This window comes from Desulfocurvus sp., from assembly GCF_023230885.1.
GTDB lineage: Bacteria > Desulfobacterota > Desulfovibrionia > Desulfovibrionales > Desulfovibrionaceae > Desulfocurvus.
In genome coordinates this window covers 1-18,587 of the sequence record NZ_JALNWM010000044.1, presented here as the reverse complement: position 1 = coordinate 18,587, position 18,587 = coordinate 1, and the positions used below count along the sequence as shown (strand labels likewise).

General features: G+C 71.7%; 20 protein-coding genes. 14 read left to right on the top strand and 6 right to left on the bottom strand.

The genetic code is table 11. From position 1 onward, the window contains the following. Window positions 1-152: 152 nt before the first annotated feature. The gene (locus M0P34_RS04870) at window positions 153-1,472 is read left to right on the top strand and encodes a histone deacetylase (protein WP_291496954.1); all 1,320 of its coding nucleotides are present in this window, start codon (window positions 153-155) and stop codon (window positions 1,470-1,472) included. An 85-nt stretch (window positions 1,473-1,557) separates the two neighbouring features. On the opposite strand, the gene zupT is transcribed toward M0P34_RS04870, so the two are convergent. After that, complete coding sequence (gene zupT, locus M0P34_RS04865) at window positions 1,558-2,388, bottom strand: zinc transporter ZupT (protein ID WP_291496952.1); 831 nt, start codon at window positions 2,386-2,388, stop codon at window positions 1,558-1,560. Window positions 2,389-2,693: 305 nt separating this feature from the next. Here zupT and M0P34_RS04860 point away from each other — a divergent pair, with 305 nt between their 5' ends. The 3 genes from M0P34_RS04860 (at window position 2,694) to rsgA (ending at window position 4,908) form a co-directional block, all read left to right on the top strand. Further along, on the top strand, window positions 2,694-2,969 hold the full coding sequence (locus M0P34_RS04860) for a CD3324 family protein (RefSeq protein ID WP_291496950.1): 276 nt from the start codon (window positions 2,694-2,696) through the stop codon (window positions 2,967-2,969). Window positions 2,970-3,085: 116 nt separating this feature from the next. After that, window positions 3,086-3,808: a methyltransferase domain-containing protein gene (locus M0P34_RS04855; protein WP_291496948.1), complete on the top strand. Its 723-nt coding sequence runs from the start codon at window positions 3,086-3,088 to the stop codon at window positions 3,806-3,808. Further along, entirely contained in the window at window positions 3,805-4,908 is a 1,104-nt protein-coding gene (gene rsgA / locus M0P34_RS04850) for a ribosome small subunit-dependent GTPase A (RefSeq protein WP_291496946.1), read from the top strand. The genes M0P34_RS04855 and rsgA overlap by 4 nt, the downstream gene beginning before the upstream one ends. A 234-nt stretch (window positions 4,909-5,142) precedes the next feature. Here the strand turns inward: rsgA and M0P34_RS04845 are convergent, their stop codons facing one another. Next, window positions 5,143-6,225, bottom strand: a complete 1,083-nt coding sequence (locus M0P34_RS04845) for a radical SAM protein (protein ID WP_291496944.1) — start codon at window positions 6,223-6,225, stop codon at window positions 5,143-5,145. Between the two features lie 209 nt (window positions 6,226-6,434). On the opposite strand from M0P34_RS04845, the gene M0P34_RS04840 reads away from it, so the two are divergent. Next, window positions 6,435-6,725 carry an integration host factor subunit alpha gene (locus M0P34_RS04840; protein ID WP_291496942.1) on the top strand — a complete coding sequence of 97 codons (291 nt, stop codon included), beginning with the start codon at window positions 6,435-6,437 and terminating at the stop codon, window positions 6,723-6,725. Here M0P34_RS04840 and M0P34_RS04835 read toward each other — a convergent pair. Together M0P34_RS04835 and M0P34_RS04830 are read right to left on the bottom strand one after the other, a co-directional pair. Continuing rightward, window positions 6,712-7,485, bottom strand: a complete 774-nt coding sequence (locus M0P34_RS04835; protein ID WP_291496940.1) for a septal ring lytic transglycosylase RlpA family protein — start codon at window positions 7,483-7,485, stop codon at window positions 6,712-6,714. The genes M0P34_RS04840 and M0P34_RS04835 overlap by 14 nt on opposite strands. A gap of 32 nt (window positions 7,486-7,517) precedes the next feature. Next, the gene (locus M0P34_RS04830) at window positions 7,518-8,312 is read right to left on the bottom strand and encodes an A24 family peptidase (protein ID WP_291496938.1); all 795 of its coding nucleotides are present in this window, start codon (window positions 8,310-8,312) and stop codon (window positions 7,518-7,520) included. Between the two features lie 135 nt (window positions 8,313-8,447). Here M0P34_RS04830 and M0P34_RS04825 point away from each other — a divergent pair, with 135 nt between their 5' ends. Continuing rightward, on the top strand, window positions 8,448-9,743 hold the full coding sequence (locus tag M0P34_RS04825) for a phenylacetate--CoA ligase (protein ID WP_291496936.1): 1,296 nt from the start codon (window positions 8,448-8,450) through the stop codon (window positions 9,741-9,743). Between the two features lie 181 nt (window positions 9,744-9,924). Continuing rightward, complete coding sequence (locus M0P34_RS04820) at window positions 9,925-10,266, top strand: NifB/NifX family molybdenum-iron cluster-binding protein (protein ID WP_291496934.1); 342 nt, start codon at window positions 9,925-9,927, stop codon at window positions 10,264-10,266. Window positions 10,267-10,378: 112 nt separating this feature from the next. On the opposite strand, the gene purE is transcribed toward M0P34_RS04820, so the two are convergent. Both purE and purD read right to left on the bottom strand, forming a co-directional pair. Next, a complete protein-coding gene (purE, locus tag M0P34_RS04815; RefSeq protein ID WP_291496932.1) occupies window positions 10,379-10,873 on the bottom strand; it encodes a 5-(carboxyamino)imidazole ribonucleotide mutase in 495 nt (164 codons plus the stop codon). Between the two features lie 180 nt (window positions 10,874-11,053). Continuing rightward, the gene (gene purD / locus M0P34_RS04810) at window positions 11,054-12,328 is read right to left on the bottom strand and encodes a phosphoribosylamine--glycine ligase (RefSeq protein ID WP_291496930.1); all 1,275 of its coding nucleotides are present in this window, start codon (window positions 12,326-12,328) and stop codon (window positions 11,054-11,056) included. Window positions 12,329-12,614: 286 nt separating this feature from the next. Here purD and M0P34_RS04805 point away from each other — a divergent pair, with 286 nt between their 5' ends. The 7 genes from M0P34_RS04805 to M0P34_RS04775 all read left to right on the top strand — a co-directional run. Continuing rightward, window positions 12,615-13,835: a methyltransferase domain-containing protein gene (locus tag M0P34_RS04805; protein ID WP_291496928.1), complete on the top strand. Its 1,221-nt coding sequence runs from the start codon at window positions 12,615-12,617 to the stop codon at window positions 13,833-13,835. Between the two features lie 407 nt (window positions 13,836-14,242). Further along, window positions 14,243-15,589 carry a glutamine synthetase family protein gene (locus M0P34_RS04800; RefSeq protein ID WP_291496927.1) on the top strand — a complete coding sequence of 449 codons (1,347 nt, stop codon included), beginning with the start codon at window positions 14,243-14,245 and terminating at the stop codon, window positions 15,587-15,589. A gap of 71 nt (window positions 15,590-15,660) precedes the next feature. Next, a complete protein-coding gene (locus tag M0P34_RS04795; protein ID WP_291496925.1) occupies window positions 15,661-16,059 on the top strand; it encodes a DUF2721 domain-containing protein in 399 nt (132 codons plus the stop codon). Between the two features lie 87 nt (window positions 16,060-16,146). Continuing rightward, window positions 16,147-16,590: a flagellar export protein FliJ gene (fliJ, locus tag M0P34_RS04790; RefSeq protein WP_291496923.1), complete on the top strand. Its 444-nt coding sequence runs from the start codon at window positions 16,147-16,149 to the stop codon at window positions 16,588-16,590. Beyond that, the gene (locus M0P34_RS04785; RefSeq protein ID WP_291496921.1) at window positions 16,577-17,179 is read left to right on the top strand and encodes a hypothetical protein; all 603 of its coding nucleotides are present in this window, start codon (window positions 16,577-16,579) and stop codon (window positions 17,177-17,179) included. The genes fliJ and M0P34_RS04785 overlap by 14 nt, the downstream gene beginning before the upstream one ends. 13 nt (window positions 17,180-17,192) lie before the next feature. Continuing rightward, window positions 17,193-17,954 (top strand): tRNA pseudouridine(38-40) synthase TruA, encoded by a 762-nt coding sequence (gene truA / locus M0P34_RS04780; RefSeq protein WP_291496919.1) that lies wholly within the window; start codon window positions 17,193-17,195, stop codon window positions 17,952-17,954. Window positions 17,955-17,990: 36 nt separating this feature from the next. After that, window positions 17,991-18,587 (top strand): hypothetical protein (locus M0P34_RS04775; protein ID WP_291496918.1); only part of this gene is annotated, 597 nt, incomplete at its 3' end.

The following is an 18,587-nucleotide window of genomic DNA, read 5'->3' as shown; positions in this document are numbered from 1 at the left end:
TGCCGCGCCCGCGCCCGCGCCCGTGCCCGTGCCCGGCGTGCGGCGCGACCATTCACCGGGTGTCTTTGGCCGTCCACCGCCGGGGCGGTTGACATCGGGTCGGGTTTCGCGTGGGGTTGTGTCCGGCGCGCGCGGCGCGGGAGGGACATGCCATGCTTGAGGCCAAGAATCGTCTGGGGATAGTCTTTTTTCCGGCTTTCGACTGGTCCATCAGCCCCACGCATCCCGAGCGGGAGGAGCGGTTGCTCTACACGCGCGACCAGTTGCTGGAGGAGGGGTTGTTCGACATCGACGGGGTGACGGAGTATCGCCCGGGCGTGGCCACGCTGGAGGATGTGGAGCGGGTGCATTTTTGTTTACCGGACGTATCGGCCGTGGCCACGCAGTCGCATTTGATTTCGGCTGGCGGCGCCATCAAGGCGGCGCGGCTGGTGATGGAGCGCGAGGAGGAGAAGGCCTTCGCCCTGGTGCGGCCTCCGGGGCATCATGCCATGAAGTTCGTGCATGGCAGCCGGGGTTTTTGCAACATGAACATCGAGGCCGTGATGATCGAGTGGATCCGCGAGACGTATGGTCCCCGCCGGGTGGCCATCGTGGACACGGACTGTCACCACGGCGACGGAACCCAGGACATCTACTGGAACGATCCGGACACGCTGTTCATTTCGCTGCATCAGGACGGCCGGACCCTGTATCCGGGCACTGGTTTCCCGCTGGAGCTGGGCGGCCCGGGGGCCTATGGCCGGACCATCAACGTGCCCCTGCCGCCGTCGACCTCCGACGAGGGCTTTCTGCATGTGGTCGACCATGTGGTCCTGCCGTTGCTGGAGGATTTCAAGCCCGACCTGGTCATCAATTCGGCGGGGCAGGACAATCATTTTTCGGACCCCATCACGAACATGAATTTTTCGGCCCGGGGTTATGCCATGCTCAGCGAGCGGCTGGACCCGGACATCGCGGTGCTGGAGGGCGGCTATGCCATTCAGGGCGCGTTGCCGTATGTGAACCTCGGGTTGTGTCTGGCCATGGCCGGGCTGGATTACCGGGGCGTGGTGGAGCCGGGGTTCGACCCCGGGCGGCTGCGCCAGCCGGGCAAGGTCACGGACTACATCAAGCGGCTGTGCGACGACGTGCGCGGGCTGTATTTCGCGCCGCCGCGCGAGCGGATGCAGGGCGAGGAGGCGGACGGCTTCCGTGTGCGCCACAAGGACATCTATTACGACACCGACGGCATCAGCGAGTCGCAGGTGGAGTCGGTGTTGCTTTGCCCCGACTGCCCGGGGGTGGTGCGCATCGAGTCGTGGTCCACGGCGCATCCGCTGTCCGTGGGCGTGGAGATTCCCCAGCGCGCGTGCGACCGGTGCCACGCGCGCGGGATGCGGCTGTTCGAGGAGGCGCAGCTCAAGGGCGGCTATCGCTATGTGCAGCTGATCGACCGCCGGGGCAAGGTTTACCGCCAGTCGGGCTTCTAGGGCCGGGGCGTCCGGGCGCCGGGCGCGAGCCAGGGCCCCCCGCGCGAAGCATCGCGCGGGGGGCCCTGTTTTTTGGCTGTGGGTGCTAGAGGAACAGCAGCAGGGACAGGGCCATGACGGCCATGCCCAGCACGGCGCCGAAGATGCAGTGGTGGTGCTCGCCGTATTCCTCGGCGGCGGGCAGGAGCTGGTCCAGGGAGATGAAGACCATGATCCCGGCCACGGAGGCGAAGAGGCAGCCGAAGAGGGTCGGCGTGAAGAAGGGCATGAGCAGCAGGAAGCCCACGGCGGCGCCCACGGGTTCGGACAGCCCCGAGAGGAAGGCCAGCAGGAAGGATTTCTTGCGGTCGCCGGTGGCGTAGAACAGGGGCACGGACACGGCGATGCCCTCGGGGATGTTGTGGATGGCGATGGCCACGGCGATGGCCAGGCCCAGGGCGGGGTCGGACAGGGCGGCGGTGAAGGTGGCCAGGCCCTCGGGGAAGTTGTGGATGGCGATGGCCACGGCGGCGAGGGTGCCGGTGCGCTTGAGCTTGGTGAAGTCGTGGGCCTCGTTGCAGGGCAGGTTGCACAGTCCCGCGTCCATCTCCTCGATGGAGTGCAGTTCGTGGGGGTTTTCGTAGTTGGGCACAAGGCGGTCGATGAGGGCGATGAGGGCCATGCCGCCGAAGAAGGCGCCCACGGTGGCCCAGGTGCCTGTGGCGTCGCCCAGGGCGGCGGTCAGGGTGTCCTTGGCCTTGGCGAATATTTCCACGAAGGACACATAGAGCATGACCCCGGCCGAAAAGCCCAGGGCCACGGAGAGGACCTTGGTGTTGGTCTGGCGGGTGAAGAAGGCCACGGCGGCGCCGATGCCGGTGGCCAGGCCGGCGAAGAGGGTCAGGGCGAAGGCGTAGACGACGGTCGCTGTATTCATGGGTGCTCCTTGGGCTGCGGCTGGCGGCGGGGCCTGCGGGCCGCGATTGTTCTTTCTAGCGCTCCGGCCGGGCGCGCGCAAGCCCCGGGGCCCCGGCGCCCCGGCGCGGCGGGTTGACAGCGCCCCGGGGGGCGGATAAACGCGGGGAGGTCAGAGTACAAACGGGAAAAGCACGTTCAACAGAGGGTAGTGGATGTTCTCGTTCGTGGATTCCGTGCGTCATGCATAGCATGGGCTGTTGCATGGCGGCGTAGACGATGAGGCAATGGCCCATGCTCGATCCTTGCACACAAAGAAGGAGGAGCATGATGGGCTACAGAAAGGCAAAAGATGTGTTGCCGCGGCATCTGCTGCGCGCGATACAGGATTATATCGACGGCGAAGTGCTGTATATCCCCCGCAAGACTGGGAACAGAAGGCAGTGGGGGGAAACAACGCAAAGCAGGCAGCGCCTTCTGGCCAGGAATCGCGAGATCGTGGCCCGGCGGCGGGCGGGTTGTTCCGTCGCCGCCCTGGCGGAGCAGTATTGCCTGTCCGCCAAGGCCGTCTACAAGATACTCGCGGCCGTCGACGACGGCTGACTCGAAGCGCCCCGGCCCCCCGGGGCGCTTTTTCTTTTGCCAGAAGAGAAGTGGAGTGCGCCGTGCGCGGATTCGCGCTATGTCCGGACGAACCAAACCCGAACGAGGAAAGGACAATGACCATAGCGACTCCGTTTACCGACAGCTACGACAAGGCATTCCTGCTTGAGACCATGATGGGCCCCAACGCCATGCGCGTCGCCGAGGAGCTGGCCTCCTTCCTGCCCCTGCGCGAGGGCATGCGCGTCCTGGACCTGGGCTGCGGCATGGGCATCTCCTCCATCCTGCTGGCCCGGAAGTTCGGGGTCACCGTGTTTGCCGCCGACCTGTGGATCACCCCCACGGACAACTTCAGGCGTTTCGAGGCCCTGGGCCTGGGGGAGCGCATCGTGCCCCTGTCGGTGGACGCCACCCGCGAGCTGCCCTTTGCGGAGGGTTATTTCGACGTGCTCTTCTCCGTGGACGCCTACCACTACTTCGGGGCCGACGAGGCCGTGCTGCCGCGGCTGCTGCCCCTGGTGCGCCCTGGCGGGCATGTGGCCGTGGCGGTACCCGGGCTCCTGCGCGAGCTCCCGGGGGGCGAGGTGCCCGAGGAGCTGCGGCCCTTCTGGGTGCCGGAGATGAACGACCAGTTCCACTCCCTGCCCTGGTGGCGGGCGCTGTGGGAGCGGGCCGCCGGCCTGCGCCTGGGGCCCTGCCGCGAGATGGACTGCCTGCGCCGGGCCTGGGACGACTGGCTGGAGAGCCCCAATCCCTATGCCCGGCAGGACGTGCCCATGATGCAGGCCGAGGGCGGGAAGTACTTCTCCCTGGTGCAGCTGTGCGGGCAGCGGATATGACCGGCGCCCCCGGGGCGGACGCGGCGGCGCTGGCCAGGGGGCTGGCCGCCCTGGGGTTCGGCCCCTGGGTCGAGGCCCGCGCCGCCGGGCTGTGCCCGGCGGGCTGCCGCGTGGCCCGCGTGTGCGCGGTGGACCGGGGGGCCTGCCTGCTGCGCGACGGCGCGGGCGAGGCCCTGGCGCGGCTGTCGGGGCGGCTGGAGTTCTTTGCGGACGGTCCGGACGACCTGCCCTGCGTGGGCGACTGGGTGGCGGCCAGCTTCCACGGCGACGGTGCGCAGGCGCTGGTGCACGCCGTGCTGCCCCGGCGCAGCGCCCTGCGCCGCAGGGCCCCCGGGGGCGGGGGCGGCCAGCAGATGATCGCCGCCAACGTGGACACGGCCTTCATTGTCCAGGCCTGCGGGCGCGACTTCAACCCCGCGCGTCTGGAGCGCTACCTGGTCATGGCTGCGGACGGCGGCGTGGAGCCGGTGGTACTGCTGACCAAGGCGGACCTGGCGACCGGGGCGGAGCTGGATGCCGCCCGGGCAGGGGTCCGCGCCGTGGCCCGGGCCGAGGCCCTCGCCGTGAGCAGCGTCACCGGGGTCGGCCTGGACGCCCTGCGCCGGGCGCTTGCCCCCGGGCGGACGTATTGCCTGCTCGGTTCCTCGGGAGTGGGCAAGACGACCCTGATCAACGGGCTGCTGGGCCACGAGGCGTTTGCGACGCGCGCCGTGAGCGCCAGCGGCGAGGGCGTCCACACCACCACCCGCCGCCAGCTCGTGGCCCTGGCTGGCGGGGCCCTGCTGGTGGACACGCCCGGAATGCGCGAGCTGGGCGTGGCGGGGGCGGAAGGCGGGCTGGACGCGGGCTTTGCCGAGCTGGCGGCCCTGGCCGGGGCCTGCCGCTACGCCGACTGCCGCCACGAGGGCGAGCCGGGCTGCGCCGTGCGCGCGGCGGTGGAGGCGGGCGAGGTGCCCCGCGAGCGTTACGCCAGCTATCTCAAGCTGCGCCGGGAGGCGGAGTTCCGCGAGCTGTCCGACCTGGGCAGGCGCAGGCGCGACAAGGCCTTCGGGCGGCTGGTCAAATCCGTCAAGAAGGCCGGGCGCTCCCGGGGGCGCTAGCGCCGCGCCCGCGGGGCGCGGTCCGTCCGTTCGCCCGCAACCCTGCCTGCGCCCGGCCCGCCGCCTTTTCCCGGCCGCCTTCGGGCTCGCCGGGTATCAGCCGTTGGGCGCGCTGGGGCGGCGGTCCCGCCCCGCAGAATCTTCAGGGGCTGTCCGCCTGCGGAGCAGCCCCTGCATGCGTTTGCGGCCCCCCGGGCCGCGCCCCGGGGGGGCGGGCCTGCGCTGGCGGCGGGGCTAGAAAAGCAGGAAGTCGGGCCGGTCCTCGAAGGCCAGGGTCAGGCCCAGGGCGGCGTAGCGCGGGCGCAGGGCGCCCTGGTGCCCGGTGATGTCGCTGCGCCAGCGCCGGGGGGCCACGAGGGTTCGCGGCGGCCTGTCCAGGGCCTGGGCGCGTGCGTGGATGTGCCGGAACAAGGCCAGGGAGCGCGCCAGCTGGCCCAGGGCCGGGTGCCAGGGGCCCGCCAGGATGTGGGCGCCGAGGCCCGCCTCGGGGGCCAGGCCGGTGCGGATGGCCGGAACGCCCCGGGCCCACAGGGCCAGCAGCGCGTCGGCCAGGGCGTCGACCGTGGCCTCCAGGGGCCAGGGCGCGTAGTCGCCCCGGGCCAGGGCCCCGGCCAGGGGCGTGCCGCGCAGGACCACGCAGGGATACAGGCGCACGGCCTCGGGCTCGTGCTCCAGGGCCGCGCGCACGTCGGCCTCCAGGTGTGCGGGATCGTGGCCGGGCAGCCCGGGCAGGAGCTGCACCCCCAGGGCCAGCCCGGCCCGGCGCACGGCGCGGCAGGCCGCGTGGGCCTCGCCGGGGCCGTAGCCCCGCCCCGAGGCCTCCAGGGCCGGGCCGTGGAAGGTCTGCACGCCCAGTTCGATCATGTCCAGCCCCTGGGGGCCGGGGCCGCCCAGGCGGGCGAGCAGCCCGGGGTCGACCGCGTCGGGGCGGGTGGAGCAGCGCACGCGGGTGACCAGGCCCGAGGCGCGGTGGCGCGCGGCCGCGGCCAGGAAGCGCTGGGGCCAGGGCTCGGGCAGGGCCGTGAACGTGCCGCCGTAGAAGCCAAGCTCCAGGGGCTGGGCGCCGCTGCGCCGGGCCTGGTCCAGGGTGGCCTCCAGGGCGTGCAGGTGTTCGGCCAGGGACGCGGGGGCCGTGCCCGTGGCGGCGGGCTGGGCGCAGTAGACGCAGCGGCCCGGGCAGCCGAGGAAGGGCAGGAAGACCGGAAGGATACGCGCCCTGCGCCGGGGTGGCTCGGGATGGAAAAAGGCCGTTGCCCCAGGCGGGACGGGGCTTGCGGCCTCTCCGGGGGGGCGGATTGCGCGAAAAGGCGCGTTCATTTTTAATTCCTTGATAAAAAAGGAAACGTTAGATAATAATTCAAGGACACGGCCCGCCAGCCGGTCCGCACAGGGTGTGCGGGCCGGTGGTGCCGCCCGGAACGCGGCTGGCTGCGGGCCCTTTGGCGGCGCGTGTCTGCCGCCGGGAAAGGCGGATGCCGGACGGGGACCGGCCCCCGGGTACCGGGCAACGCATCAGGAGGTCCATCATGGGCAAGACGCTCACCAAGGCCGACATTGTCGACAGCATCTACGAGAAGTCCGACCGCAACCGGGCCGAGGTCAAGGCCCAGGTCGAGTCCCTGCTGGAGATCATGAAGCAGTCCGTCAAGAAGGACCATGCTCTGCTCGTCAGCGGGTTCGGCAAGTTCGAGGCCTACGACAAGCGCGCCCGCAAGGGCCGCAACCCGCAGACCAACCAGGCCATCACCCTGCCCCCGCGCAAGGTCGTGGTCTTCAGGCTGTCGCGCAAGTTCCGGGCCGAGCTCAATCCGCAATAAGGAAGCTCGATCCGAAGCGCCGGGCCAGCTCGGCATGGGCCTGCCGGGCTCGGGTCACGCCCTGGAACGCGCCCGCCTGGACGCGCCAGTATGTGGCCCCGGAGATGTCGGCCTGCTGCACCCTGCTGTGAGGGTAGCCCGCCGCCCGCAACTGCCTGAGCAGCCGGTCGGCGTTTTCGCGCACCCGGAACGACCCCACCTGCACATAGAAGACCTCGGCCTCCAGGGCCTGGGCCAGGCTCGGCCCCGTCTGGCCGGCCACACCCACCACTTCGAGAAAGACCTTCGCCGTGCCCGGGCCGAGCATGTCCAGCTGCTCGGCCCCGGCGCGCGAGAGGTCCACGATGCGGTCGCCCACGAAGGGCCCCCGGTCGTTGATGCGCAGGGTCACCTGGCGGCCGTTGTCCGGCCGGGTGACGCGCACATAGGTGTTCATGGGCAGGATCTTGTGCGCCGCGGTCATGGCGTGCATGTCGTAGATCTCGCCGTTGGCGGTCTTCTTGCCGTGGAAGGTCGGGCCGTACCAGGAGGCCAGGCCCGTTTCGCGGTAGCCCTGGGCGGAAGACAGGGGATAGTAGGTCTTCCCGGCGATGGTGTAGGGCTTGAAGGTGCCCTTGGGCGCGGGGCCCGCCGGGCCGGGCGGCAGGGCGGGCGCGGGGCGGGCCCCCGTGTCGGGGCCGGCGGGGATGTGCCTCTTGCCGCAGGCGCCAAGGAGCAGGACGGCGGTCAGCGCCAGGGCCAGCAGGGCCGGATGCCTCATGGTGTGGTCCTCCGAAGGTCTTGTCGCGCGGGTCAGCGCATCACGCCCAGGTACCAGCCCAGCACCTCGTCGCCCACAAGGACGGCCAGCACGGCCGCGAGGCAGAGGAAGGGCCCGTAGGGGATGGGCGTGCGCATGGGGTGGGCCTCGTCGTCCCCCCTGGTCCGCAGGAGCATGGGCAGGTTGAAGGCGATGAGCAGCAGGCCGCTGGCCAGGATCAGGAAGGGCAGGTGGCGCACGCCCGTGAGCGGGCCAAGCAGCAGCATGAGCCAGACATCGCCCTCGCCCAGGCCCTCGAAGCCGCGCAGCCTGCGGTAGGCCCAGCGCACCAGCCAGAAGGTCCCGGCGCCCAGACCCGCCGCCAGCAGCGCGTCCATGAGCGCGATGTCCAGAAACAGCGGCGCGCAGGCCGCGGCCAGGGCCGCGCCGATGATCATCGGCCACAGGGGCAGCATGAAGCTGGCCAGGTCGATGAAGGCCAGCACGGTGAGCAGCCCGGAGAAGGCCAGGTACACGGCGAACTTCATGCCCGGGCCGAACTTCACGGCCAGGGCCAGGGCCACGGCCCCCGACAGGGCCTCCACCAGCGGGTAGCGCGCCGAGATGGGCTGGCGGCAGCTGCGGCAGCGCCCGCGCAGGGCCAGCCAGGACAGCAGGGGAACGTTCTCCCACCAGGCCAGGAAGTGCCCGCACTTCGGGCATTTGGAGCGCGGCGGGTTGGCGATGGATTCGCCGGTGAGCCCGCGGTGGATGCACACGTTGTAGAAGCTGCCGAGCACGAGGCCGAGCACCGTGGCCAGGATGCGGAAGACAAGGGTCTCGTCCATGCGCGCCGCCTTGCTGTTGAATGCGCCCGGGTTTTCGGGCATGGTCTTTCCCGCTTCGCCAACCCAAGTGGGTACTGGATTTCGCGCCCGGCCACAAGCCGGACCCGTCCGGCCCGCAGCCCAGGAGACCGCCCCATGCAGCGCGACCATCGCTTCATCCCCCGTCTGTCCGAGGAGCAGTTCCGCGACATCCAGCTCGAGGGCCTGAAGTGGACCGTGGCCCACGCCCACGCCAACAGCCCGGCCTACCGCGCCAAGTTCGACGCCGCGGGGCTGGCCCCGGGGGATGTGCGTTCCCTGGACGATCTGCTCCGGCTGCCCTTCACCGACGCGGACGACCTGCGCGCGGGCTATCCCATGCCCCTGCGCTGCGTGCCCGAGGAGGAGCTGGTGCGCATCCACGCCTCCAGCGGCACCACGGGCAAGCGCAAGGTCATGGTCTACACCCAGGGCGACGTGGACACCTGGAAGACCATGATGGCCCGCTGCTTCGAGATGGCCGGGCTGACCCGGCGCGACCGGGTGCAGATCGCCGTGGGCTACGGGCTGTGGACCGCCGGGGCGGGCTTCCAGATCGGCTGCGAGCATTTCGGGGCCACGGCCCTGCCCGTGGGGCCGGGCAACCTGGAGATCCAGATGCAGCTGCTCACCGACATGGACGCCACCTGCCTGTGCTCCACGGCCTCCATGGCCCTGCTCCTGGGCGAGGAGGTGGAAAAGCACGGCCTGCGCGGCAAGATCGGGCTCAAGAAGTGCATCTTCGGCTCCGAGGCGCACACGCCCAAGATGCGCGCGCGCTTCGAGTCCCTGTTGGGCCTTGAGCACAGCTTCGACATCTCGGGCATGACCGAGCTGTACGGCCCGGGCGCCGGGCTGGAATGCGCGGCCCACCAGGGCATCCACTACTGGGCGGACATCTACATCCTGGAGATCCTCGACCCGGCGACCCTGCAACCCGTGGCCCCCGGGCAGACCGGGGAGATGGTGGTGACCACCCTGTGCAAGGAGGGCGCGCCGCTCATCCGCTACCGCACCCACGATCTGACGCGCCTCCTGCCCGGGCAGTGCCCCTGCGGCGCGACCATGCCGCGCCACGACAAGATCCTGGGCCGCTCCGACGACATGATCATCTTCCGCGGCGTGAACATCTACCCCGGCCAGATCGCCGCCGTGCTGGAGAAGTTCCCCGAGGCGGGCAGCGAGTATCAGATCCTGCTGACGCGCACGGGCGGCCGCGACTCCATGCGCATCCGGGTCGAACGCGGGCGGGGCGCCCAGGGCGGGGACGACGCGGGCCTGGCCGGGGCCGTGGCCCAGGCCCTGCACCACCAGCTCATGGCCCGGGCCAGCGTCGAGATCGTGGATTTCGGCTCCCTGCCGCGCTCCTTCGGCAAGACCCGGCGCGTCATCGACGAGCGCGACGACAGCTAGGGCCTGTCGGGCGCGCCGCGTTCCGGGGGCTGGCCTTGGGCGCGCTTCTGGGCTATGCGTGGCCCAGGTGGGCCGTGATCTCGCGCCCGGGCTGGCGGGCCCGGGGCGCGGCGTCTACCCAGCTCCTGCCGGCCCGGCCGGGGTTGGCGTCGCCGTCCGGGCCGGGCGGCGGGGAGGAAACATGCCGGAGTTGATCGCCGTGGCCGCCGCTGGCGCGCGGCCGGAAAGTCCCGTGGAGCCGGTCATCGGCCGGGCGGATTATTTCCTGTTCTTCGACGCGCGCGGGGACTTCGTGCGCGCGCAGCCCAACCCGCACCGCGACCTGGAGCAGGGCAGCGGCCAGAGCGTGGCCCGGATGCTCATCGACGCCGGGGCGCGGGCGGTGCTGGGCGGCAACGTGGGGCCCAAGGCGGCCCTGGCCCTGCGCGGGGCGGGGGTCAGCGTGAGCTGCCCCCACGAGGGCCCGGCCCGGGATGCGGTGGCCCGCTTCCTGGCCGTGGAGCGCGAGCTGCCCGGCGCGTGAGCCCGGTTTCCGGGCTGGCAGGCAGGAAGGCCTCCGGGCGCGCTCGCGCGCCCGGAGGCCTTCCTGTAGTTTTCCCGCGGGGGCTGCGGGGGCGCCGCCCGGTCCTTCGGCCCTATTTCCTGGCCGCCAGCTCCTCGGCCGCCTTGTCCACCGAAGCCTTGAACTCCTCGCGGGCGGCGCGCAGCCTGGCTTCGAGCTCCTTGTCCGCCAGGGCGAGGATCTGGGCGGCGAGCCAGGCGGCGTTGCGCGCCCCGGCCTTGTCCAGGGCCACGGTGCCCACGGGGAAGCCCGGAGGCATCATCACGGTGGCCAGCAGGGCATCCATGCCGCCCAGGGCCGAGGCGGTGACCGGGATGCCCAGCACGGGGCGCACGGTCTTGGCGGCCACGGCCCCGGCCAGGTGGGCGGCCATGCCCGCCGCGCAGATGAAGACCTGGCAGCCCCCGGCCTCCAGCCGGGCCACCAGGGCCGCGGTGCGTTCGGGGGTCCGGTGGGCGCTGGTGACGGTGAACTCGTAGTCGATGCCCAGGCTGTCCAGCACGTCGGCGCAGGGCCGGATCATGGGTTCGTCGGAAATGCTGCCCATGAAGATGGCGACACGGGTCATGTTGTTCTCCTTAAAGGCCATGATGTTTTACGCCAAGGCGCCCCGGGGGGCGTTTTGGTCCCCGGCACCGGGCCCCGCTCCCCGGGGGGCGACCCCGTCCGGAGGCGGGCGGGGCGCCGGGGGCGGGTGGGGGCTCCCTTTTCGGGTCAGCGCCCTTTTCCGCCCCCGTCCGCCAGTTGCCTACTTGCGCCCCAGGCCCTTGCTGCCGATGTCGCGGCGGTAGTGGCAGGGGTCGAAATGGATCAGCTCCACACCCCGGTAGGCCGCGTCCCGGGCCTGGGCCAGGGTGTCGCCCAGGGCCGTGACGCCGAGCACGCGCCCGCCGGAGCACAGGGTGCGCCCGTCCCGGGCGCTGGTCCCGGCCTGGAAGACGGTGACCCCCGTCCGGGCCTCGGCGGCCTCGATGCCGGTGATTTCCATGCCCTTGGGGTAGCTCTTGGGGTAGCCCCCGGCGGCCATGACCACGCACAGGGCGCTTTGGGGCTTCCAGCGCACGGGGGTCCGCTCCAGGGTACCCCGGGTGCAGGCGAGCATGATCTCCAGCAGGTCGCCGTCCAGGCGCATGAGCAGGGGCTGGCATTCGGGGTCGCCGAAGCGCACGTTGTATTCCAGGACGCGCGGCCCGTCGGGGGTGAACATCAGCCCGGCGTAGAGGATGCCCGTGAAGGGGTGCCCGGAGGCGGCGAGGTGGTCGAGGATGGGCCGGATGACCAGCTCGGCCATGGCGGGCCAGTCGGCCTCGGGCAGGACCGGGGCCGGGCTGTAGGCGCCCATGCCGCCGGTGTTGGGGCCCTGGTCGCCGTCGAAGACGGCCTTGTGGTCCTGGGAGGAGGGCATGAGGGCGAAGGACGTGCCGTCGCAAAAGGCCAGGAAGGAGGCCTCCTCGCCGCAGAGGGCGTCCTCCACGACCACGCGCTCGCCCGCGGCGCCGAAGACCTCGCGGACCATCATCTCGTCCAGGGCCTCCAGGGCCTGCTCGCGGGTCTTGCAGACCACGACGCCCTTGCCCGCGGCCAGGCCGTCGGCCTTGACGACGCAGGGCATGGGCCGTTCGAGGATGTGGGCCCGGGCCTGGTCGTAGTCGTCGAAGACCATGAAATCGGCGGTGGGCACGCCCGAGGCGCGCATGACGGTCTTGGCGAAGGCCTTGGAGCCTTCGAGCTGGGCGGCGAAGGCGCAGGGGCCGAAGCAGGGAATGCCCTCCTGGGCCAGGGTGTCGGCCAGGCCCAGGACCAGGGGCAGCTCCGGCCCGGCGACCACGAGGTCGATCTTCTTGCGCAGGGCGAAGGCCACCAGCCCGGGCAGGTCGGCGTCGCCGATGTCCACGTTCTCGGCCACGCGGGCGGTGCCGCCGTTGCCGGGGGCCACGAAGAGCCGGGTGACCAGCGGGCTCTGGGCCAGCTTCCAGGCCAGGGCGTGCTCGCGGCCGCCGGAGCCAACGATGAGAATTCTCAAGGAGTCCTCCTTGTTCCGGCCGGGGCCGGGGGGTGGTGCGTCGGGTCGTGGGGCCCGGGCCCCGCGCAGGGCGGCCGGGGGCCGGGGACGGGCGCGGCGGCCCCGGGGTCCGGCCGGAGCCGGGTGGGGGCGGAGGGGAAAGCCGCGCAGGGAGTCGATGGCGCGCAATCTATCCCATAGCCGGGCGGTTGGCAAACCCTGCGGGCCTTGTGTCCCCGGGCCGGTGGCGGCTATGGTGCCCACGAAAAACGCGGGCCCCCGCCGCCCGCCGCAAGGAGGAAGGACAATGACCGAGACCGCCCCCGTGCTGACCCCGGCCCACCTGGCCGAGATATGGTTCACCGTGCGCTGGACCAGCGCCGAGGCCGACCATGAGGAACACTACCTGGCGCGCAAGGTCGCGCCCCGGCGCGACATCCTGCCCCCGGGGCTGGTGCGGGCCCTGTGCGACGCCGGCGCCGGGACGCGCTGGAGCGAGGTCTTCCCCCCGGGCAAGCTCGTGCCGGGGCCGCGCCCGCGCAAGGTGGCGGCCATCCCGCGCGACCTGTTCAAGGGCCTGCGCCTGCGCGGGCGGCTGGTGGAGCCGTACGCGGGGCGCTTCTACCCCTACGCGCTGCTGTCGGCCCATCCGGGCGTGCGCACCGCCGACGTGCGCCCGGCCTTCCGCGTGCTCGAAGCCGGGGGCTCGACCCTGACCGTGGACTTCAACCACCCGCTGGCCGCGGCGCAGCTCGAGGTCGCGGCGCGGGTGGAGCGGGTCTATCCGCGCGCGGGGGCCGTGCGCGGGCGGCTGCCCGACTGGGTGGAGGACATCTGCCAGGACGGGCCGGGCATGCAGGCCCGGGCTGCGGGCGTGCCCACGGACTTCGCCCCGCCCTACGCCCTGGAGCGGGCGGACGCGGGCGACGACGCGGCGTTCTACGCCGTGGCGCGGCCGGTGGCGCATATCGACGCCACGGCGCGCGGGCACCTGGAGCGCGTGCATGCGGGCCTGGCCGCCCCCGGCTGCCGGGTGCTGGACCTCATGACCGGGGCCATGACCCACCTGCCGCCGGAGACGGACGCGCGGGTCACGGGGCTCGGCCTGGGCCGGGCGGACCTGGAGGCCAACGCGCGCCTCGACCGGCGCGTGGAGCACGACCTGAACGCGGACCCGCGCCTGCCCCTGGAGGACGCGAGCTTCGACCTGGTGCTGTGCAGCCTGTCCTTCGAGTACCTGACGGCCCCGGGGGCGGTGCTGGCCGGGGCGCTGCGCGTGCTGCGGCCCGGCGGCACGCTGGCGGTGTCGTTCTCCAACCGCTGGTTTCCCGAAAAGGTCACGGCCCTGTGGGCCGAGCTGCACGACTTCGAGCGCATGGGGCTGGTGCTGGAGCACATGCGGGCGGCGGGCTTCGGGCGCTGCCGCACGGTGTCCTTCCGCAACTGGCCGCGCCCGCAGGACGACCCGCACATCGCCCAGGTGCTGGAGTCCGACCCGCTGTTCGTCGTCACCGGGACGCGGCCGTAGGCCCGGGGGCGCGGCCCGCCCGGGCCGGTTGCACCCGTGGCGTGCGGGCTTGTGCGCGCTCGGCCTCCCCGGGGGCGCGCGGGCGGCCCCCGGGGCGCGGCAGGGCCCGTGGCACGGGGCTCCGCAGGCGCTTTACAGCGGGCTCGCCGCAGGGGTAGGGTCGGCACGGTGGGGGCCGAAACCCCCGCGCCCGGTCCGGCATGACGTTTTTGTCAAACCCCCTGCGCAGGGGCGGCCGCCGGGGCACACGGTTGTCGAATCCGCCCGCCGCCGGGCCGCCCTCCGGGGCGGCAACCAGCCGCCGCGCCGGGGGATCGCCCGGTCGGCACCGCTCTTGAAGGTGCCCTGGCGCGCCCCCGCGCCGGATGACATCCTTGTCCACACATCAGCACGGAGGAAGAAGGATCATGGAAGCAGCGCCCGTCTTCAATTGCAAGAACGCCGACGACGTGCTCAAGGCCGTCCGCGACCACAACGTCAGCTTCATCCAGTTCTGGTTCATCGACATCCTGGGAACCCTCAAATCCTTCCAGGTCACGCCCAGCGAACTCGAGGCGTCCTTTGAGGAAGGCATGGGCTTCGACGGCTCCTCCATCCTCGGCTTCACGCGCATCGAGGAGTCGGACATGGTGGCCATCCCCGACCCGACGACCTTCCAGCTCGTGTCGTGGCGGCCCTCGGAGCGGCCCGTGGCGCGCATGTTCTGCGACGTGAAGAACCCCGACCTCACGCCCTACGAGGGCGACTCGCGCCATGTCTTCAAGCGCATGCTCGCCCGGGCGGCGGAGAAGGGCTACACCTACTATGTCGGCCCGGAGCTGGAGTTCTTCCTGTTCGCCAACTCCCAGAGCCCCCAGACCCTGGACGCGGGCGGCTACTTCGACGCCCCGCCCCTGGACCTGGGCAACGCCATCCGCCGCGACATCATTTTCGCCTTGGAGCGCATGGGCATCCAGGTGGAGTACTCCCACCACGAGGTGGCTCCCTCGCAGCACGAGATCGACCTGCGCTACGCCGAGGGCCTGGCCATGGCCGACATCGCCACCACCTACAAGGTGGTGGTCAAGGAAATCGCCCGCAAGCACGGGGTCTACGCATCCTTCATGCCCAAGCCCATCTTCGGCGAGAACGGCTCGGGCATGCACGTTCACCAGTCGTTGTTCAAGAACGGGCGCAACGCTTTTTTCGACCCCAAGGACCCGCACAGCCTCTCGGCGGAATGCAAGTCGTACATCGCCGGGCTGCTGCGCCACGCCAAGGAGTTCGTCTGCGTCACCAACCAGTGGGTCAACTCCTACAAGCGCCTGGTGCCCGGCTACGAGGCCCCGGTGTACATCGCCTGGGCCCAGCGCAACCGCTCGGCGCTGATCCGCGTGCCCATGTACAAGCCCGGCAAGGAGGCCGCCACGCGCATCGAGCTGCGCTGCCCCGATCCGGCGGCCAACCCCTACCTGTGCTTCGCCGTGACCCTGGCCGCCGGGCTCAAGGGCATCGAGGAGGGCTACGAGCTGTCCCCCGCCGTGGAGCAGAACATCTTCGCCTTCACCGAGAAGGATTTCGACACCCACGGCATCGACGCCCTGCCCGGCTCGCTGTACGAGGCGGCTATGGCCCTCAAGGGGTCGGAACTGATGAAGGAATGCCTGGGCGAGCACGTCCACGCCAACCTGGTGGAAAACAAGCTCAAGGAGTGGGACGCCTACCGGACCCACGTCTCGGAGTTCGAGATCAGGAAATACCTGCCCATCCTCTAGCCGCCGCGCGGCCCCCCGGCGAGGCTCCGGCCCTCGCCGGGGGGCGCGCCCCACGCCGCACAGGAGCCCCCGTGCTGGACATCACCGTGACCACCCCCGCCCTGCTGTTCCCGGCCATCTCGCTGCTGCTGCTGGCCTATACCAACCGCTTCCTGGTCATCACCTCGCGCATCCGCGAGCTGCACGACCGCTACTGCTCCGAGGGCGGCGACTCCCAGCTGCGCCAGATCGACGCCCTGCGCACCCGGCTCTACCTCATCCGCAGCATGCAGGGCTTCGGCGTGTTCAGCCTGTTCACCTGCGTGCTGTGCATGTTCACCTTGTTCGGCGGCTGGACCGCCGTCGGCCACGCGCTCTTCGGGCTGAGCATGATCCTGCTCATGATTTCCCTGGCCCAGTCCCTGCGCGAGATCGCCATCTCGGTCAACGCCATGAACATCCTGCTCGCGGACATGGAGCGCCGCGCCTAGCCCGGCCTGTCCCGGCCCGGTTCTTGCTGTGCCTGCGGGGCGGGCTGTCGCCCGTGCCGGAAACTTGGCGCGGCCCCGGAGAGACGCATGGCCAAAGGCTTTCGATTTTCGCTGGAGCGGGTGCTCGACTACCGCCGCCAGCAGGAGGACCAGGCCCGGATGCTCGTGGCCCGGGCCCTGGCCGCGCACCGCGCCCAGCAGGCCGAGGCGGACGGCTTGCGCCATGCCCTGGATCGGCATATGGCCTCGTTGTATGGCGGCGCCCAGGTGACGGAGAACGACCTGTGGCTGTGGCGGCGCTACAGGGTGCGCCTGGAGGAGGACCTGGCCCTGGCCGAGCGCACGCTCATGCAGCGCGGCCGCGAGCTGACCCAGGCCCGCCAGGAACTGGTGGCCCGCGCCCGGGACAGGAAGCTCCTGGAGCGGCTGCGCGCGGGCAAGGAGCGGGACTTCCACGCCCGCGAGAACCAGAAGGAACAGAGGGAAAGCGATGAAATGGCGACGCTTCGTTACGGTCATGAGGCCGTGTAGGCCGCTCAAGGCGCTCATGGTCCTGGCGCTGGTCAAGCTGGCGCTGCTGGCCGTGGTGGGCCTGCAGATCATGGCCCCCGCCAAGGGCGGGGCGCCCGTGGTCGCCGTGGCCCAGGCCCAGGCGCAGGCCCAGCCCCCGGCCGCCGATCCGGCTCCGGCGCAGAGCCCGGCGCAGGCCGCCCCCGATTCGGCCCAGGAGGCCGCGGCCCCCGCCGAGAGCCCCGACCGCCAGGCCCTGACCCGCCGCCAGGAGGAGCTGGACCGCCGCGAGCGCGAGCTCAAGGCCCTGGAACAGAAGATCGCCCAGGACATGGCCGCCCTGGAGGAACGCCGGGCCCAGTTGCAGCAGATGCTCGACGAGGCCCAGGCCGTCAAGGACAAGAAGGACCGCCACCTTGTGGACGTGTTTTCGAACATGAAGGCCAAACAGGCCGCCTCGGTGCTGGAAACCATGGACGAGGCCCAGGCCGTCAAGATCCTGTCCGGGATGCGCGGGCGCCAGGCCGGTGAGATCCTGACCTTCGTCAACGCCGAAAAGGCCGCGCGGCTGGCCGAGCAGCTCACGCGGTTGCAGATTCCCTTCCAATAGCCCGGGGGGCGCGGTGCCACGGCTCAAGCTGACCCTGGCCTACGACGGCACGGATTTTTGCGGCTGGCAGCTCCAGCGGGGCAGCTCCCAGCGCACGGTGCAGCAGGCCCTGGAGCGGGCCCTGGGCGAGATCTGCGCCCGGCCCGTGCGCGTGCATGGCGCCGGGCGCACGGATTCGGGGGTCCACGCCCTGGGCCAGGTGGCCCATTGCGACGTGCCCGCGTCCCGGGCGGAGGTGCCCTGGGTGCGGGCCCTGGGCGCCCGCCTGCCCGCGGACGTATCCGTCCTGGCCGCCGAGACGGTGGACGAGGACTTCCACGCCCGCCTCAGCGCCCTGGGCAAGACCTATACCTACAGTTTATGGCCCGAAGGCCGATACCATATTCCACAGAGGCGGAACTTCGCGTGGGCCACGGGGCCGCTGGACGAGGCGGCCATGGACGCCGCCGCGCTGCACATGACCGGGACCCGCGACTTCCGGTGCTTCCAGAACGCGGGGACGCCCGTGCGCAGCACCGTGCGCACCGTGGCCGCCGTGGTTCGCGGGCCGGGGGTCTTCCCGGGGGAAACGGACTGGCGCTTTTGCGCCGACGGGTTCCTGAAGCAGATGGTGCGCAACATGGTCGGGTTGCTGGTGGCCGTGGGCCAGGGGCGCTTTCGCCCCGACGACGTGGAGGCCATCATCGCCGGGCGCGAGCGCGCCGTGGCCTTTGCCACGGCCCCGGCCCGGGGCCTGTGCCTGACCCGCGTACACTACGACCCGCCCTGGCCCTGAGCGAGGCGCCCTTGGCGCAAGGACGGCGTGGCGGACATGACCGACATCGCGATCAACGGACTGGCGGACGGCGCGTGGAGCGCCCTGGAGGGGCTGGAACGGACGGCCCTGGCCCTGGAGTTCGACGCCTTCCGCTCGCGGACCCTGTGGCGCTACCAGGGCGCCGAGCGCCGTTCCCGGCTGAACCGCCTGGGCTCCCTGGTCCGCTCGGGGCTGGACCTGCGTCTGACGGCCCTGGAGGACGCGGCCCGGGCGGTGCGTTCCGGGGCCGGGGCCGGGGCAGCGGGCAGCGGCGGCCTGGAGCGCGCCGCCGGGGTGCGCACCCTGCTGGACGCGGCCAATGAGCTGGAATCCTTCCTGGGCGACCATGCGGACCTGCTGGAGTCCGGGCTGGCGGCCCGGGCGGCCGGGCCCTTGGACGCCCGGGCGGCGGAGCTGGAGAACCTGGGCATCGCCCGCCAGGGCTCCGACGGCCCCTGGACCCTGGACCGCCCGGCCTTCCTGCGGGCCCTGGACCGCGACCCCGGGGCCGTGGACGCCCTGCTGGGCGGGGAGCAGGACGGCCTGGCCCCGGCCCTTGAGGCCGAGGCCGGGGCCATCCGCGCCCCGGGGCTGGAGACGCGGCTGGTCAAC